A 16576-nucleotide genomic window follows, 5' to 3' on the forward strand; every position below is an offset into this window, starting at 1 on the left:
CTTAAAAACTCTTTGAGAAAAAATAAATTGGTACAAAACCTAGTGGCAAAATATACAAAAACCGCTGGCAAGCTACATACATATACAAAACCTGCTGGCAAGCTACACCTGCTGGCAAGCTACACAAGTGCTGTGGCGGAGGGGGTGGGATTCGAACCCACGGTACAGTCTCCTGCACGCCGGTTTTCAAGACCGGTGCCTTAAACCGCTCGGCCACCCCTCCAAACTAGATATGCTTTTTGACAAATTTCTTGCAAAAGGTCAATCATTTTAATACGCATTTTAAAGCGTTCTTTGTAAAACTATTTAAGTTTCAATTAAAATAATTCTTCATAAGTTAATTCTTTTAGTGTGTTATCTAAGAGTTTCATTTTTAAATATGATAGTTTTTTCTGAAAAAATGAAAGGTAATTATGATATTTATCATTTCTTTTTCCTGTTTGAAAATTTTTCACAAAGCAATATTTTTTAAGTTCTAATGGTCGTTTTCGTAATAATAAGAAAAGTTCAGTTGAAAATGTTTGATAAATTATATTAAATTTCGGTCGTGTATTTTTAAATTATTTTACCTTTACAGATATTTATTCTATTTAGATCGGTCATATCTGCGAAAAGAAAATGTTATTGCTTTGACAGTTTATGAGAGATAAATTTGTAAGAATGGGATATATATTCAAGGAAAATTTTTATTGAGTTTAAATAAGTACAATTCAATAAGAAAGCTCTTTAAAAGATTTTTATTTTTTAAATAAAAATATTCAGATATTTAATGCGTCTAAAGGGTATCTTGGAGGAAAGGGCTGATTTACACTATTTGAATAAAATGTTGTGTAAGATTTGCATCGACAGTTTGAAACCTTTTCCAGATATGACTGAAAATTAGGTATATTTATAATGCTTTTTTCTTTAGGATAAGCAAAAAGGTAATTTGAATGGAAGAAAAGATTATTGAACGCTTAGATCAATAAATAGTTTGTTAAAGTATTGCATAGTTTTTCAAGAATAGAACTTAAAAACGCTAAATTATGCAGAGGAAAAAAGCATAAACTTTAACAGAAAAGGTTTTAAAAGCCGTTTCATTCACAAATATGTGTAAAATAAAATATTTATGTCTAATATAAGAGAATAGGTTGTTCCTGATTCTATTGAGTTTTATAGGCCTCTTTTCCTCATCTTTTTGAAGCTTTTTTATGGCTTCAAGAGCAAGTTTTTACGGTCTGCGCTCTTTGTGTAAAGAGATGCCATAGTGTTGTCTGTCTAGCCAAAAACTGCTTTGAGTTGCGAGACTGTTGCACCGAAATTAGCAGCGCGTGTTGCTGCTAATTTTCTTAAACCATGCGCGCTGATTTTTTAATGCCTACAGTATTACAAGTCTATCTAAATGTATCGCCAAAGCTTTCTTTCGAGAGTTTTTGATTAACTTGACCACAAATGAATGTTTCTTCTCCAATAGGACCAATTTAAAGGGTTTGGGCTATTTCAGACAAAATTGGCAGAAAAACATCTGTTTGGAATTTACTTTTTTCTGTTTTGACTGGAAATCCGTCTTCGTTTTTGAGAGGAGGTCTTTTGATTCTTAAAGCTGGATTATTTTCAAAAAGACCCTGTTCAATGGCCCATTTAAAAAGTCCGTTTAGACCTTTCAGAAAGTCTCTAGCCATTCCAAGTGTTTATTTGCGATGTTCAACACCGGCTATAATATGTTTCTTTTCGATTGCTTGGTATGAAATGAGACCTATAGAAGCACACACCTTCATCAGGATGAGTTCTTTTTATGACTTTAGAGAAGCTATGCCAATTGATACTGTTAAAATACTGTTTAAGTAGCCATGCAAATAACCTTTCAATAAGTTTACCGGTTTTGGATTTTGGAAGTATAAGCCCTTGTAATTTAGCAAGCGCACTTTGGTAGTTGTCAACAAACTCTTGCGTTCCATAGGTTCCACGTACTCTAATGCGTTGACCACGACCAATACGCACATACCATATAATTTTACCATGGCGTGAATCACGCTGGTGTTAAAAGGTTAGTTTTTTGGTGTTAGAAAGGAATGTCGTCTTTTGTTGAAGGGACGCCGTTCTGGGCGGTCATAGTTTTGTTACAAGCTTCTGAATTATCATAAATTTTTTCGTTTTCAAAAATCTATGCATTAATCTGTGCATTATAAGCAACTTGTGCGTTATCAAAAACCTTAGCGCTATCGTAAATATTGGTAAAGGAATACGCCTTGGCATCATTATAAATCCAACAATCGTTTTCATGACTTAAACTGTCTTCATCCTCTATAAAGCTGTCAAGATTACCTGCCTTTTTATCTCTAAAGTCTCTCAATTCATGGATACGGTAAAGCGTAATGTATCCATCAAACTCTATTGTTTCATCAGTTTTTCTCCCCATGATTTATTTCCTTGATTTGGCACAATCCACCCGTAGCCTGAATCATGCATTACTTAAAAGTTGTTAGGAATGAGTAGGGGTGTGCTGGATGACATATGGGCACTCCCATTTTTTAAAAATATGCAAATTTATTTTTTAGATGTGCTTAATTTCATAATTCCAATTAGGCAATTGAGTGGGAGCTAATGCTAGTTGTCCTCTATGACACATGCATACATTGGCTTCAAAACAGGTGATTGCAACGCGCTTTTTGTTTAAAAAAATTTGATATAATTTGTTTATTGCACAAGAATTATTCTTGAGAGTTGTATTTTGATAATCTTCAAAAATTCTTTATTTTTTTGTGAGTGTGTCATTTTTGCTACAGATCTTTCAAAAAAGATGCTCTATATACATTTCATTTTGGATATTTGGAGAGATTTTATGAATACAAAACGTTTAATAACAGCGTCTATTTTTTCTTTAATTTCAGCGTCTACAGCACTAGCTGCTGATGTTATGATTCCTCATCAACCAGCATCATCGACTGCTTCTTCTTCTGCCATTGTTGCGCCTACTTTTTCATGGACAGGCCTTTATTTAGGTGTCCAAGCTGGTGGTTTTTCGAGCAAAGCGGATATGGCTCTTGTTGGTCAAGAAAAGAGTTTACCACTAGATAAAGAGTTCTCTCCTAAACTTTCAGGTTTTGTAGGTGGTTTTTATGCAGGTTCTAATATTGATCTCGGTGATAACTTTATTTTTGGCATCGATACGGATTTAATGATATCTGGAAAAAAACACACAAAGACCATTACTATAGGAGCGGCTGATAACACTACAGTAGAAAATGCAGTCGTAAGATCCCGCAGATCCGCAAACCTACAAACACATTCAACCCCTTCAGCCCCCCAAGCAGGAACACAATCACAAGCACCAAAAGCCGCTTCAGGAGGATCTGCAGGTGCAGGAACACCTGCACCAGCAAAACCTGCACCAGCAAAACCTGCGTCAGGAACACCTTCTGGTGCAGCAGTAGGGACTTCAACAGCAGGTCAATCGTCACAAACAGGAGAAGCACAATCAAATCAACCAGTAACAACTAGAACGTCTAGCGATGTTAGTGCAACAGCAGGAAAAACAGAGACGTCGGAAAAAACATCAGGAGTTCCAGCACAGCCATCAAAAACGCCAGCTGCATTAACAGTAGTACAATCAACCTTCTCCCAACCAGTGCAATCGGCATCGTCTTCATTGGGAAGATCAGATACAGGAGGGGCATCATCGTTAGGTGGGGTAGGTGGATCCCAGTCAGCTGAACTTAAACCGATATCCCATACAACAGGCGCAGGAACATCAGAGCAGTCAGCATCGCGATCAGCTGTAGTAGGTCAGTTATCAAGCGTAAGGGCAAATGGAGCTAATGCGCCTGTAAATACTGTATCAGTAGTGCCTGCACAAGTACAACCTGCACCAGTAAAATCTACTGTAACCACACCAGCAGTACAGCCAGCAGCAAAAGCACCTACACCGGTACAATCTGTATCACAATCATCAGCAGCAGAAAAAACAGTACCGAGTTCATCACTTGTACTCGCGAGATCAGGATCATCCTCTGGTTCAGAGACAAAAGCTTCTAATGGAACAAGCGGAGCCCAACAGGGAGGTCATCATAGTTCTTCCCATGGTAGCGGAAATGCTAATTCGCATGGTGCATCTCATGCAGGTGGGCATGGCTCTGGTGCTAATCCACATGCTTCTCGTTCTCATGGTGGACAGAATATGGCTGGACACGGTGCACAAAGTACACAAGCGGTGGATAAGAACAATTCCAGTGTATACGGTATAGAACAAATCAAAAAGGTTGCTTCTGAACTTGCTCTGGATCAAGAAGATGAAGTTGAAGCTTTAAACCATACTTTCAAACAAAATTGGGGTGGTGCTACACGGGTACGTATCGGTTTTGCTGCTGATCGCTTTATGCCTTATCTTGCTGGTGGTATTGCTTATGGGCAGTTCCAAGACACTGTATCAATATCTGTTAAGGGTGAGGATGGAAGTGTCGTTTCTTCTAAAAACTTAACTGATGAGACAAAAACCATGATTGGTTACACTCTGGGTGGTGGCATTGATTTCGCGATGTTGGATAATGTGATTGTACGTGCAGAATATCGTTATTCCGATTTTGGTAAAAAGAAATTTGCAAAAGAAAAACTTGAAGTTAATTACAAAACCAATGATTTCCGTGTTGGTGTAGCATACAAATTTTGATCTTTTTTAAGAGTAAATTTCTAAGAGGCTCCACTATTAGTGGAGCCTTTATTTTTTTAATCATTTTTTGGTTTCTTTTCTTGTGAATTTCATGTTAAAGCCCATAAAGTGTAATGATATATTTTCTTGATCGCTGCTTAATACGAATGATAAGCTCGGATTTCCCTATAGATAAAAACCAGAGTTGCAGGGTTCAGGGAAGTTATGCAAAAGTAAACTCGTAAAAGTGGACAGGAATATTTCACAATGACTGTGAAAAATGAAACAATAGATTATTCAAAAACTCTTTATCTCCCACAGACAAATTTTCCCATGCGTGCAGGTCTTCCGCAAAAAGAGCTTGAATTGATGGCGCATTGGGAAAATATAGGGCTTTATGCGCAATTGCGCCAACAAGCAAAAGATCGTCCATTTTATATTCTTCATGATGGTCCACCTTATGCAAATGGTCATATTCATATCGGGCATGCTTTAAACAAAGTTCTAAAGGATGTGGTTGTTCGTTCATTCCAAATGCGCGGTTTTAATGCAAATTATGTTCCTGGTTGGGATTGCCATGGGCTTCCAATTGAATGGAAAATTGAAGAAAAATATCGAGCACAGGGAAAAAATAAGGACGAGGTACCTCTGAATGAGTTTCGTCAAGAATGCCGTGAATTTGCACAACATTGGGTAACCGTTCAAAGCGAAGAATTTAAACGCCTTGGTGTTGTGGGAGATTTTAACACACCTTACACTACAATGGCTTTTCATGCAGAAGCACGCATTGCTAGTGAATTGATAAAATTTGCTATGTCAGATCAGATTTATCGTGGTTCCAAGCCGGTGATGTGGTCTGTTGTGGAGCGTACGGCTTTGGCAGAGGCTGAGATTGAATATCATGATCATGAATCAGAGGTGATTTGGGTTAAGTTTCCTGTTTTTGAAGCAAATTCTGATGATTTATATGGTGCTTATGTCGTCATTTGGACAACAACACCATGGACAATTCCAAGCAATCGTGCAGTGAGTTATTCTTCGCAAATTTCTTATAGTATTTACGAAGTTGAAAGTGCTGAAAATGATTTTGGTCCTCAAGCGGGAGAAAAGCTTCTCTTTGCAGATGCTCTAGCGATGAGTTGTGCAGAAAAAGCCAAACTTGTTTTGAAGCGTTTGCGTGTTATTTCTACTGATGAATTGAAAGCTCTTGTTCTTTCTCATCCACTCAAAGGTTTGGCTGGGGGGTATAACTTTAAAATTCCATTGCTTGAGGGGTCGCATGTGACAGAGAATGCTGGTACAGGTTTTGTCCATACAGCACCAAGTCATGGGCGTGAGGACTTTGAAATTTGGAATGCTTATAAGCCTCTATTGGAGCAAGCAGGGATTGATTCATCTATACCATTTCCTGTCGATGATGCGGGTTTCTATACGAAAGATGTTCCGGGTTTGGGACCGGATCGTGAAGGGGGAGCAGCACGTGTTATTGATGATAATGGAAAAATAGGTGACGCCAATAAAGAGGTCATTAACGCTTTAATTAAAGCAGATCGATTATTTGCACGCGGTCGTTTAAAACATTCCTATCCCCATAGTTGGCGTTCGAAAAAACCCGTTATTTTTCGTAATACGCCGCAATGGTTTATTTCAATGGATAAAGATTTTGGGGATGGTTCAACTTTACGCAGTCGGGCTTTGGAAGCTGTTTCAAAAACGCGTTTTGTACCATCTTCTGGGCAAAACCGTCTAGCTTCTATGATAGTAGATCGTCCTGATTGGGTTCTTTCTCGTCAGCGCTCTTGGGGAGTTCCTATTTGTATTTTTGCGAATGAGGATGGTGTTGTTTTGAAAGATGAAAGCGTGAACGAACGTATTTTACGGGCTTTTGAAGTAGAAGGGGCAGATGCATGGTTTGCTGAAGGAGCACGTGAACGTTTTTTAGGTGACCGTGCGCATGAGCCTTGGATGCAGGTTCATGATATTTTGGATGTTTGGTTTGATTCTGGAGCAAGCCATAGCTTTGTATTAGAAGATCGGGCTGATTTAAAATGGCCTGCAGATGTTTATTTTGAAGGCTCTGATCAACATCGTGGATGGTTCCAATCTTCTCTTTTGGAAAGCTGTGGTACGCGTGCTTGCTCTCCTTATAAGGCAGTGATCACACACGGTTTTACTTTGGATGAGAATGGTAAGAAAATGTCTAAATCTTTAGGCAATACGGTTGTTCCGCAAGAGATCATTAAAACATCTGGAGCTGATATTTTTCGTCTTTGGGTGATGACAACAGATTATTGGGAAGATCAGCGTTTAGGCAAGAAAATTCTTCAGACAAATGTGGATTCATATCGTAAACTACGCAATGCAATTCGTTGGATGCTTGGAACTTTAGCACATGATGATGGAGAAGAAATATCTTATGGTGCACTGCCGGATCTTGAAAAATTTATATTGCATAGGCTTTTTGAACTTGATCAGTTGATTAATCGCGCTTACGATGAATTTGATTTTAAAAAGATTATGCGTGCATTATTGGATTTTTCAATCATTGAGTTATCGGCATTTTATTTTGATATCCGCAAGGATTCTCTTTATTGTGATGCGCCTTCATCAAAAAAACGCAAGGCCTCCTTGCAGGTTGTCCGTGAGATTTTTGAGCGTATGGTAACATGGCTTGCTCCAATGTTGCCTTTTACTATGGAGGAAGCTTGGTTAGAGCGTTACCCAGAAAGCCAATCAGTGCATTTGGAACAATTTCGCTCTGTACCAGAAGAATGGCAAAACCAATCTTTGGCTGAGCGTTGGAAAAAAATTCGGCAGGTCCGTAAAGTTGTGACAGGTGCTTTAGAGCTTGAACGTGCTAATAAGCGTATTGGATCCTCTTTGGAAGCTGCGCCTATTGTTTTTATTTCCAATCTGGTTTTACGAGAGGCATTAGAAAATGTGGATATGGCGGAGATCTGTATTACCAGTGCACTCACAATTACGCAGGATACAATGCCTTCCGATGCGTTTACTTTGGATGATGTTGAAGGTGTTGGTGTATATCCAAAGAAAGCGTTGGGAAAAAAATGTGCTCGATCATGGCGTTATACACAAGATGTTGGAAGTGATCCAGCTTATCCGGATGTATCTGCTCGTGATGCAGCTGCTTTGCGGGAATTGCGGATTCTTGGCAAGGTTTAAAGTTTTAGATCAAAGGAAAGAAATGCAAGTATATTTCTCGTATTGATGAATATAGTTTTTTGTGGTACGAAAAAAATTCCGTTGTTTTATCTGCAGGGGGGAAATTTGTATATGGACCGTTCTCTCATAAATAACGGGAATATTAATCAGCCATATACTTAGGAAATGGGATAAGCAGTGAGAAAATGTGAAGTAAAAATATTTCCAATAGGAATTTTAGGTATATGCTTTGTTTTAACGGGATGTAATGCGCCTACCTATGGTACCAATAAACCAGTTTCGATACAGTTTTTTGAAGATGTTGCTAATATCACTTCATTAACACCAACAAATAACAGCAGCCAGATTGTTATGAAACCCCATCCAAAACTTGTAATACCAAGCCCTAGTTCACGCAGATTTTTGCCGGTACCACAACAAGATAGATCTGTCAATGAAATGGCAATATCGAAGAAGCATCAAGGAAATACTCCTTTTCCTCACAAAGGATCGTCAGTTAATGGCGTTGGTTCAGAAAATCCTTCACAGTTGAATGCGAAGCAACGACAGGAATATTTACGTCGTCAGAGAGCACAAGTTGGAAGTTCAAAATACCGTCGCTATCTCACTGAACCACCTTTAAGTTATCGCCAACCGGCAAAAATTGCACCTATTGGTCGATAAGAAAAAGACAAAATATAAAGTATGTGAGGTATTCTTCTCATTAATTATGACACCAAGTTCTCAGTTCACGCAGAGTTATAATGCTGCTGCAAGCTGGTTGTTATTTCCATGAAATAGCAATATGGCGATAGCATCGAGAGAATGGTTCAGCGTTGCTTTTTTAACAAGAAATATCTTTTAAGTCCATTTCACAACGTTGTTTGTGTGGATAGTATAACGTGAAAGCCATTGAAAATTAGCAGCTTTATTCTTATGAAGGAGAGAGCTTATACCATCATTTTATTTTCCAGATTTCAATGTTGTGGCAATTTTTGCATTTGAGAGCTTTCATAAAAGACATTTTTAGTCTTTTCTAAAACGTTTTTTATCTAGACAGTAACCTCACTTATGAGTGCCAAGAAAGAGATTTTTATTGCTTCAATGTAATTTGAAATAAGAGTATATCTACGATATTTTGGACTTTATATTTTATATACAAAATAATGAATTATTCTTATGAATGAATGTATCATTTTATAGAAGCATATGCAGGATTAAAAGAGAAAAAAATGCTTCAAAATAGCTTTCGCTATATCAGAAGGATGAATAATCTTTTTTAAGAAATAGGATAGTTTCTAAAGAGTAAAAGTTATGGAAGAAGAATTGTTTTTAGTATCGCTTTTGTACAAAAAAATCTTTAAGTAATTGAGCTGCTTCTTTTTCTTTAAAACCAGAATAAATCTCAGGTTTGTGATGACAGGTTGGTTGCTGATAAAAACGTGGACCGTTTTCTATAGCACCTCCTTTGGGATCATTTATTGCGTAATAGAGACGTCGTATGCGTGCAAATGAAATGGCAGCAGCACACATAGCACAAGGTTCAAGTGTTACATAAAGATCGCAATCAGGAAGCCTTTCGCTTTGCAATGTTTTGCAAGCCATACGGATTGCGCGTATTTCTGCGTGTCCTGTAGGGTCATATGCAGATTTTATAAAGTTACCAGCGCGTGCAATGATAGCTTTTCCACGTGTAATGATAGCACCTACGGGAACTTCATCTTTTTTTGCAGCTTCTTGCGCTTCTAAAAGGGCTATTTCCATGGGCGTCAAAGTCATAATATTCTTCCTACTGAAGGCATAGAAAATCTAAAGGTTATCTCGATAAGGAATGCTATGGAATGAATAATTTATTACGCTTTTATAATGAAAAGAATACCTCTATTTTTTAAAGAGTTTAAAACAAACTTGCAAGTCAACAGATACATTATTGTCGTTAAAGGATAGAAAATGATAAATGATTATGCTACTTCATTTTTCAGGATAAGCGGTATGGTGCATGTGAATAATTTTCTGAACATACTTGCAAAGATTGGTTTGAAACGCAAATGAATGAAAATAATGAGAGTGAACGAATTGCTAAAAGATTAGCGCGTGCTGGTGTTGCTTCGCGTCGAGATGCAGAAATGATGATTGTTTCAGGTCGTATTTCTGTGAATGGTAAAGTCGTGAAAACGCCAGCTTTTAATGTTAGCCGCTCTGATGTTATTAAAGTTGATGGCAAACCTTTACCTCCTATAGAACGAACGCGTTTATGGCTTTACCATAAGCCAGCAGGTCTTGTCACCACGAACCGTGATCCTGAAGGCAGACCTACAGTATTTAGTAATTTACCAAAAGGAATGCCGCGTGTTCTTTCTGTAGGAAGGCTTGACATTAACACGGAAGGGCTTTTGCTTTTAACCAATGATGGTGGCTTAGCGCGTGTATTAGAACTTCCTGTAACGGGGTGGGTCCGCAAATATCGCGTCCGTGCTCATGGAAGAGTAAAACAGAGTGCGCTGGATAACCTTAAAAATGGTATTGCGATTAATGGTATTTTTTATGGTTCAATTGAAGCATCAATTGAACGCGAACAAGGGTCGAATATATGGCTTTCTGTTGCTTTGCGAGAAGGAAAAAATCGTGAAATAAAGAATGTTTTAGGGGCATTGGGATTATCAGTTAATCGATTAATACGTGTATCTTATGGTCCATTTCATCTCTCTGATTTAGAAGAAGGAGCTGTGCAAGAGTTAAAAGGGCGGATGTTACGAGATCAGTTGGGAGAGCGTTTGATTATGCAAGCCAATGCAGATTTTGATGCTCCTATTCTTAAGCCATTTTCAAATTCTGCAGTTGTTGCAGAAAAGAAAAGCCAGAAAGATCGTTCTGTTGCAAATGATGGTTGGGTTTTCTCAAGTGAAAGGGTGATACGACGTCGCTCAAGAGATGGTTCTGTTGAACATAGTCGCGCACGATTAAGTACAAAATCTCATGAAAATGTAAAAAAGGAGAAAAGTGAAGAAGGAAAAGTAGAGCGTTTTCTACCGCGTTCTCGCCGTGCTAATGTTTGGATGGCTCCTGGTGCACGTCCGCAAAGTGCACGTAGAAAGCCTTCCTATAGTGAGGAGAAATCGCATGGTTATAAGAGCGATTTGGATGGTAGAAAGTCCTTTCATCGAGGCAAGGAAAAACTAAAAGAAAGTTCGTCACACAAAGAGAAGAGGGAAAGTTTTGTTCAAAAACGTGGCAAAATATCTTATGACGAGACGCATCCCTTTGGTAAGAAAGATCGCTTTTTAAAGGATAAAGAGAAAATGATAAAAGGTGGTCATGATGAGCGTTCTTTTGAGAGAAAGAAAAAAGTAAAATCATTTGGTGGTTCTATGAAAAAATCTAAATCACAGAGTGATGGTGCAAAAACTTCGAAGCGATTTGGAGGTCCACGTGCGGATTATAGGCGGTAAATTTGCTGGTCGTATTTTATTTTCGCCTGTTAATCAGTCGATTCGCCCAACGAGTGATCGTACACGTGAAAGCCTTTTTAATATTCTTTCTAGCCGTGAAGAACAATTTTGGACCAATAAACGCATTCTTGATCTTTTTGCTGGTACGGGGGCTTTAGGCATTGAAGCACTTTCACGTGGAGCAAAGGCTGCTGTTTTTGTTGAAAATTCAGTTGAGGGGCGTGGAGTACTTCAAAAAAATATCGAAGCTTTTGAATTGCAAGGGATTGGACGGATTTTGCGTCGTGATGCAACCAAACTTGGCAATATTGGAACAATGCTTCCATTTGATGTTATTTGCGCTGATCCTCCCTATAGCCGTTGTTTAGGTGAACGTGCTTTTGTAGAAGCTTTGCGAGGAGGTTGGGCAAAAGCTGATACACTCTTCGTGCTCGAAGAAAAGAAAGATACGATTATTCATTTACCAGATATTTTTTATCTAGACGATGAGCGTTTTTATGGTGAGACAGCAATACGTCTTTATAAATTACGATTGCTTACATCTTGAGAAAGTTCTTGTTTTTATCCGATAAGATAAAAAAATGTTTTTTCACAGTTTTCTTCATTTTATATGGTTTTTAAAAGGTCAAGCAGAAAGTAAATAAAAGATTCTAATGTTAAAGGAATTGATGAAGTTTTATTAGCTTTACTACAGAAGGATGTTTTTTCTCCAATAGGATATATATATCCTCGATAATAGTTATGATCTTTTTTGTCTAATTTCTTTCTGCTATACCTTAATCATTACATTTCATCAGCAGTTGAAAGCTTTAAGCTATGCAGTCTGCATTTATATTTTAATGATGCGTAACTTTTATTTTTTGTTATTGTCTAAACTTAAAAAAGATATTTTGTTTAGTATTGAAAATATTGTTCATTTATCCTGAATATTTGTGTGTTTAGTTTAGTAGTATCGCTTGTTGATTTAATCATTACATATTAAGTAGATCTGAGAGTATTAAGTATCTTATCGTTGTGCAGCTTTAAGGATAATTTTTTATATTATTTTTTATCACTAAAGATAAGTAATTTATAAAAAAGGGGAGATTATCATGTTTAAATGGATATATAGTGAAGAAATTAGTACAGAAGCAAGTGCTGAGAAAATTTGGGCTATATGGGAAGATGTGGCATCATGGCCTTGCTGGGATAGTGAACTTGAGTGGGTAGAACTTTCTGGTCCTTTCAAAGAAGGCGCTATAGGACGCATGAAACCTAAAAAAGGACCTACAGTAACTTTTACACTTGATAAAGTTATAAAAAATGTTTGCTTTTCTGATTATGCTAAACTTCCTTTTACACGTATGAGTTTTAATCATGAATATATTTGTTCAACAAAATCGGGTTCTTCAAATAACAAAATTCGTCATACTGTAATTATTTCTGGCTTACTTGCTCCTTTATTTGGAATGATTATTGGATCAAAAATTAAGTTACATCTTCGCGATGCAATGATTGAAATGAGCAGGCGTGCTCTTACTGAAAACAAAACCATCTTGTAAGGGTGTGCGTTTATAAAGAAGTTAACACCTTAAAAAAGGTGCAGAAATTGTAACTTATTATTAGAACGGAATCAGTTATGAGTATACGGCAAACCAATGAGCTACGGAGCATTTTTTAGTTAGCTGTTGAAATCGATTCAAATCATCTTACGGGATTAATTTTGCGCTAAAAATCTTATGAAATTCATTGAAAATGAGAAAGTTTCAGAAGCTCATTGTTTCTCTTATGATGTAGGCCAATATCGTCATGATATTTGCTGGTTTCTAATGTTGCGATAGCTTTTGATTTAAAACCTTCATAAGAGGCATTTTGATTTCTTCTTAAATAGTTTTCATTCATATGCCCCTTATTCATGATATGCTCGCAAATAGTTGCGATTGACTCAACATGAATAGGTTCGAAACAAAGAGAATTTTATGCTATTAGGCTTTTTTATACAAATTACAAAACAATAAATTATAAGTATAAATCAAAATATTAATTTTATTGAAAGATTACAATATAATTTCTTTGATTACTTTTAAATATAAAAAATGAGTTCTTTATGATATTACGTCCATTAGGGTAAAGAAGTTTATGACTGCTCATTTTGTTGAAACCATAATGGAAGGAAATATTTTTTACTCTGTTTAAGTTTTGTTTCATTTACAAGAGTGCCGTCTCATTATGAGAGAGTTTATAGAAGAAAAGAAGTGTATACAAATATAAGGCATTTTCTTGATTCTTGCTTGGAAATTAAAGAATGCTATAGGAAAGAGATGAGGTAGGTTTTTTACTACCCAGAGGAAGGAAGACCTGTGATTTAGATCATTTTATGCTTTTCGAATTTTTGAGGATTTTGGCTTAAATTCAAGTGTTATTGCTAAGACTTTTGTTAATTGTCAATGTTCTGTTGATTTGATTGTCAGTGGAGATTTGGCTTCTAAAATGATAAGGTCCAATGAGCAATCTTGCAACTAAAGAGATTTTACGACATATTGCATCTTTTCATAAAGAAGCGAAAAAGGAAATGATTTAATGCATTAAAAGAAAAAGAATGCATGAAATGTGCATAATCTTTTGTCAGAATGCTTATCAATGTAAATAATAAAATATTTTAGGGAGTCTATAATGACTGACAAGAACCAGATTGAGAAAGCTGTTTCATTGGTTGAAGCAGCAAGGCGTTCTGGGGCCGACGCTGCTGATGCTGTTATTGTTCATGCACATTCCACCAGTGTATCTGTTCGTTTTGGGAAAGTCGAATCGACAGAATCTGCAGAGAGCAATGATTTTACTCTAAGGGTTTTTGTTGGAAAAAAAGTAGCAAGTGTTTCTGCTAATTTAGGATCTTATCCGCAAGAACTTGCGGAACGTGCTATTGCAATGGCTAAAGCTTCTCCCGATAGTTTATTTGAAGGTTTGGCAGATAAAGAGTGTTTGGTTAAGAACCCTAAAGATCTTGATCTTTTTGATGATTTTATACCCAGCAGTCATTTTTTAACAGAAGATGCTTTAAAAACGGAGGCAGCAGCTCTTGATGTTAAAGGTGTAAGCAATTCTGGTGGCGCTGCAACAGCTTATGGCCGTAGTGGACTTATTCTTGTGACCAGTGATGGTTTTTGTGGAGCCTATCGTTCCAGTTGTTTTTCACGTTCTTGTAGTGCTCTTGCAGGTGAAGGAACACAGATGGAGCGGGATTATGATTATACAACAGCCTTACATTTTTCTGATTTAGAGGCAGCAGAAACTGTGGGAAAGAATGCAGGGCTTGGTGCAGTTCGACGTTTGGGTGCAGTTCGTGCGGCGACTGGGGGCGTTGATGTTATTTTTAATCCGCGTACGGCTCGTGGAATTGCAGGGCATATCGCATCTATGGTCAATGGAGCTTCTGTGGCTCGAAAAACGAGTCTTTTACAGAATTTCCTAGGCAAGGAAGTGATGAAGCCTAATGTTAATGTAACCGATCAACCTTTGCGATTACGTGGAAATGCTTCTCATCCTTTTGATGGAGAAGGGGTAGAGGGGAAAACACTCAATATTATTGAAAATGGTATTTTAAAAAATTGGCTTCTTTCATCATCTACAGCGCGTGAATTGGGACTTAAAACAAATGGACACGGTATGCGTTCGGCATCATTAGTGCAGCCGACCAGTACAAATTTTGCTATTGAACCGGGTTTAGTATCGCCTTGCGATATGATAAAAGATTTGCGAAATGGATTTTATGTGACCGAATTATTCGGTCATGGCATTGATTTTATTACTGGTCAGTATAGTCGTGGGGCTTCCGGTTTTTGGATTGAAAATGGTGAAATTGCTTATCCGGTGAGTGAAGTAACCCTAGGCTCTGATTTGCTTCATATGTTAGCACATTTAACACCTGCCAATGATATTGATCGGCGTTATGGTACAGCAGCTCCAACATTGTTAATTGAAGGGATGACACTTGCAGGAAAATAACATGCATCATTCTTCTGATTTAAATCTTTTGCGTGACGTTTGTCGAGAGGCAGGAGATTTAGCAATGCGGTATTTTGGATGCACGTTGGATGTCTGGATTAAAGAAGGTAATTCCCCGGTCAGTGAGGCAGATTTTGCTGTCGATCATTTCTTGAAAGAGAAGCTTCTTGGAGCACGTCCAAATTATGGATGGATTTCAGAAGAAACAAAAGATAATCGAGAACAACAAGATTATAAGCGCTCCTTTGTCGTTGATCCTATTGATGGGACACGTGGTTTTCTTTCTGGCAGTACTTATTGGTGTATTTCTGTTGCTATTATTGAGAATGGGCGTCCTATTGTGGGCGTTTTACAATGTCCGGCTCAAGGGGATGTTTATGCAGCTGTAACGGGTGGAGGAGCAACATTAAATGGAATAAAACTTCCTCGTTTAGCCTTTGAGGTTCATCGAAAATATAAAATTTCACTTGATAAATCGCTCGCACAAAAATTACCAGATGATTTTCTCAATCAAGTCAGTCTTTACCATTATCTTCCTTCTCTTGCTTATCGTATTGTTCTTGTTGCTCAAGATGAAATTGATATCGTATTAGTTCGTCCAAATTGTCATGAATGGGATATTGCCGCTGCTGATCTTATTTTGCAGGAGTGTGGAGGGTGTTTTTTATCACTTGATACTCCTTTACTATCTTATGGAATTGAACCTTACCAATATGGGCTTTTAATTGCTGGTAAAAATAATTGCTGTCAGGATATGATAGATGTTGTTCGTCAAGCAAAGTTAGTTTAATCACATAAAAAGCGCTAAAATCATTTGAATGATATGGAGGCACATATGACTGAAACAAAGGAAAAAAAACAATATTTACATCTTGTATTTGGTGGGGAATTAAAAAATCTTAACAGTAATCAATTTAAGAATCCTGATGATTTAGATGTGGTTGGTATTTTTTCAGATTATCAATCCGCTCAAGAAGCATGGCAGGCAAAGGCACAAAGCAGTGTAGATAATGCATTGCAACGTTATTACATTGTAGATTTGCATCAGTTTCTTGATGCTGAATCAAGCAATGCAGAATAAAGCTTAAATATTTGGTCATTATAGCCTGTAGATTGCTTCATACTTTTGTGATCGTCCCTTCCATGGCATTGTTATTCGGGTAAAAAAAGATGCCGTAGCAAAGAATATTCATGTTGTTTAAAACCTATATGTTTTCTTAAGGAAATATCTTTCAAAGCTCTCAGCTCATTTCATAATGTTGTCCGTGCAAGGCAAATAAGTGGTCCTCCTGGTCTTCGTCATAAATTCACAGGCAAAAAACATGTGATCTCTGAAGAAGATGGGCGTGAGCATGAA

Annotated in this window: 12 protein-coding genes, 1 tRNA gene and 1 pseudogene; 9 read left to right on the plus strand and 5 right to left on the minus strand. The window is 37.3% G+C overall.

From position 1 onward, the window contains the following. Nucleotides 1–133 precede the first annotated feature (133 nt). The 3 genes and pseudogenes from ACFIN0_RS08620 to ACFIN0_RS08630 form a co-directional block, all read right to left on the minus strand. Nucleotides 134–223, minus strand: a tRNA-Ser gene (locus ACFIN0_RS08620). 945 nt (nt 224–1168) lie between these two features. Next, a pseudogene (locus ACFIN0_RS08625) lies at nt 1169–1992 on the minus strand (tyrosine-type recombinase/integrase); the annotation flags it as partial. A 151-nt stretch (nt 1993–2143) separates the two neighbouring features. Next, nucleotides 2144–2398 (minus strand): hypothetical protein, encoded by a 255-nt coding sequence (locus ACFIN0_RS08630; protein ID WP_375702330.1) that lies wholly within the window; start codon nt 2396–2398, stop codon nt 2144–2146. 423 nt (nt 2399–2821) lie between these two features. On the opposite strand from ACFIN0_RS08630, the gene ACFIN0_RS08635 reads away from it, so the two are divergent. From ACFIN0_RS08635 to ACFIN0_RS08645, 3 genes are all read left to right on the plus strand, one after another. Then, entirely contained in the window at nt 2822–4645 is a 1824-nt protein-coding gene (locus ACFIN0_RS08635; protein ID WP_375702331.1) for a porin, read from the plus strand. 246 nt (nt 4646–4891) lie between these two features. Further along, on the plus strand, nt 4892–7807 hold the full coding sequence (ileS, locus tag ACFIN0_RS08640; RefSeq protein WP_375702332.1) for an isoleucine--tRNA ligase: 2916 nt from the start codon (nt 4892–4894) through the stop codon (nt 7805–7807). A gap of 177 nt (nt 7808–7984) precedes the next feature. After that, nucleotides 7985–8470 carry a hypothetical protein gene (locus ACFIN0_RS08645; protein ID WP_375702333.1) on the plus strand — a complete coding sequence of 162 codons (486 nt, stop codon included), beginning with the start codon at nt 7985–7987 and terminating at the stop codon, nt 8468–8470. A gap of 648 nt (nt 8471–9118) precedes the next feature. On the opposite strand, the gene ACFIN0_RS08650 is transcribed toward ACFIN0_RS08645, so the two are convergent. Next, nucleotides 9119–9565, minus strand: a complete 447-nt coding sequence (locus ACFIN0_RS08650; RefSeq protein WP_375607334.1) for a nucleoside deaminase — start codon at nt 9563–9565, stop codon at nt 9119–9121. Nucleotides 9566–9834: 269 nt separating this feature from the next. Here ACFIN0_RS08650 and ACFIN0_RS08655 point away from each other — a divergent pair, with 269 nt between their 5' ends. The 3 genes from ACFIN0_RS08655 (at nt 9835) to ACFIN0_RS08665 (ending at nt 12776) form a co-directional block, all read left to right on the plus strand. Next, nucleotides 9835–11235: a pseudouridine synthase gene (locus ACFIN0_RS08655; RefSeq protein WP_375702334.1), complete on the plus strand. Its 1401-nt coding sequence runs from the start codon at nt 9835–9837 to the stop codon at nt 11233–11235. Beyond that, entirely contained in the window at nt 11216–11782 is a 567-nt protein-coding gene (rsmD, locus tag ACFIN0_RS08660) for a 16S rRNA (guanine(966)-N(2))-methyltransferase RsmD (protein ID WP_375610789.1), read from the plus strand. Before ACFIN0_RS08655 ends, rsmD begins: the two co-directional genes overlap by 20 nt. Before the next feature lie 544 nt (nt 11783–12326). After that, complete coding sequence (locus ACFIN0_RS08665; protein WP_375610790.1) at nt 12327–12776, plus strand: hypothetical protein; 450 nt, start codon at nt 12327–12329, stop codon at nt 12774–12776. Nucleotides 12777–12960: 184 nt separating this feature from the next. Here ACFIN0_RS08665 and ACFIN0_RS08670 read toward each other — a convergent pair whose 3' ends face one another. Then, complete coding sequence (locus tag ACFIN0_RS08670; RefSeq protein ID WP_375702335.1) at nt 12961–13116, minus strand: hypothetical protein; 156 nt, start codon at nt 13114–13116, stop codon at nt 12961–12963. A 771-nt stretch (nt 13117–13887) separates the two neighbouring features. Here ACFIN0_RS08670 and ACFIN0_RS08675 point away from each other — a divergent pair. From ACFIN0_RS08675 to ACFIN0_RS08685, 3 genes are read left to right on the plus strand one after another with little or no spacing between them, the layout of a single operon-like run. Beyond that, complete coding sequence (locus tag ACFIN0_RS08675; RefSeq protein ID WP_375607338.1) at nt 13888–15219, plus strand: TldD/PmbA family protein; 1332 nt, start codon at nt 13888–13890, stop codon at nt 15217–15219. Further along, nucleotides 15206–16009, plus strand: a complete 804-nt coding sequence (locus ACFIN0_RS08680; protein WP_375702336.1) for a 3'(2'),5'-bisphosphate nucleotidase CysQ — start codon at nt 15206–15208, stop codon at nt 16007–16009. The genes ACFIN0_RS08675 and ACFIN0_RS08680 overlap by 14 nt, the downstream gene beginning before the upstream one ends. Nucleotides 16010–16054: 45 nt before the next feature. Then, nucleotides 16055–16300: a DUF4170 domain-containing protein gene (locus tag ACFIN0_RS08685; RefSeq protein WP_375607340.1), complete on the plus strand. Its 246-nt coding sequence runs from the start codon at nt 16055–16057 to the stop codon at nt 16298–16300. Nucleotides 16301–16576 lie beyond the last annotated feature (276 nt).

Origin of the sequence: Bartonella sp. AA89HNZF (assembly GCF_042196905.1) — a bacterium.
In the GTDB taxonomy this organism is placed as follows: domain Bacteria; phylum Pseudomonadota; class Alphaproteobacteria; order Rhizobiales; family Rhizobiaceae; genus Bartonella.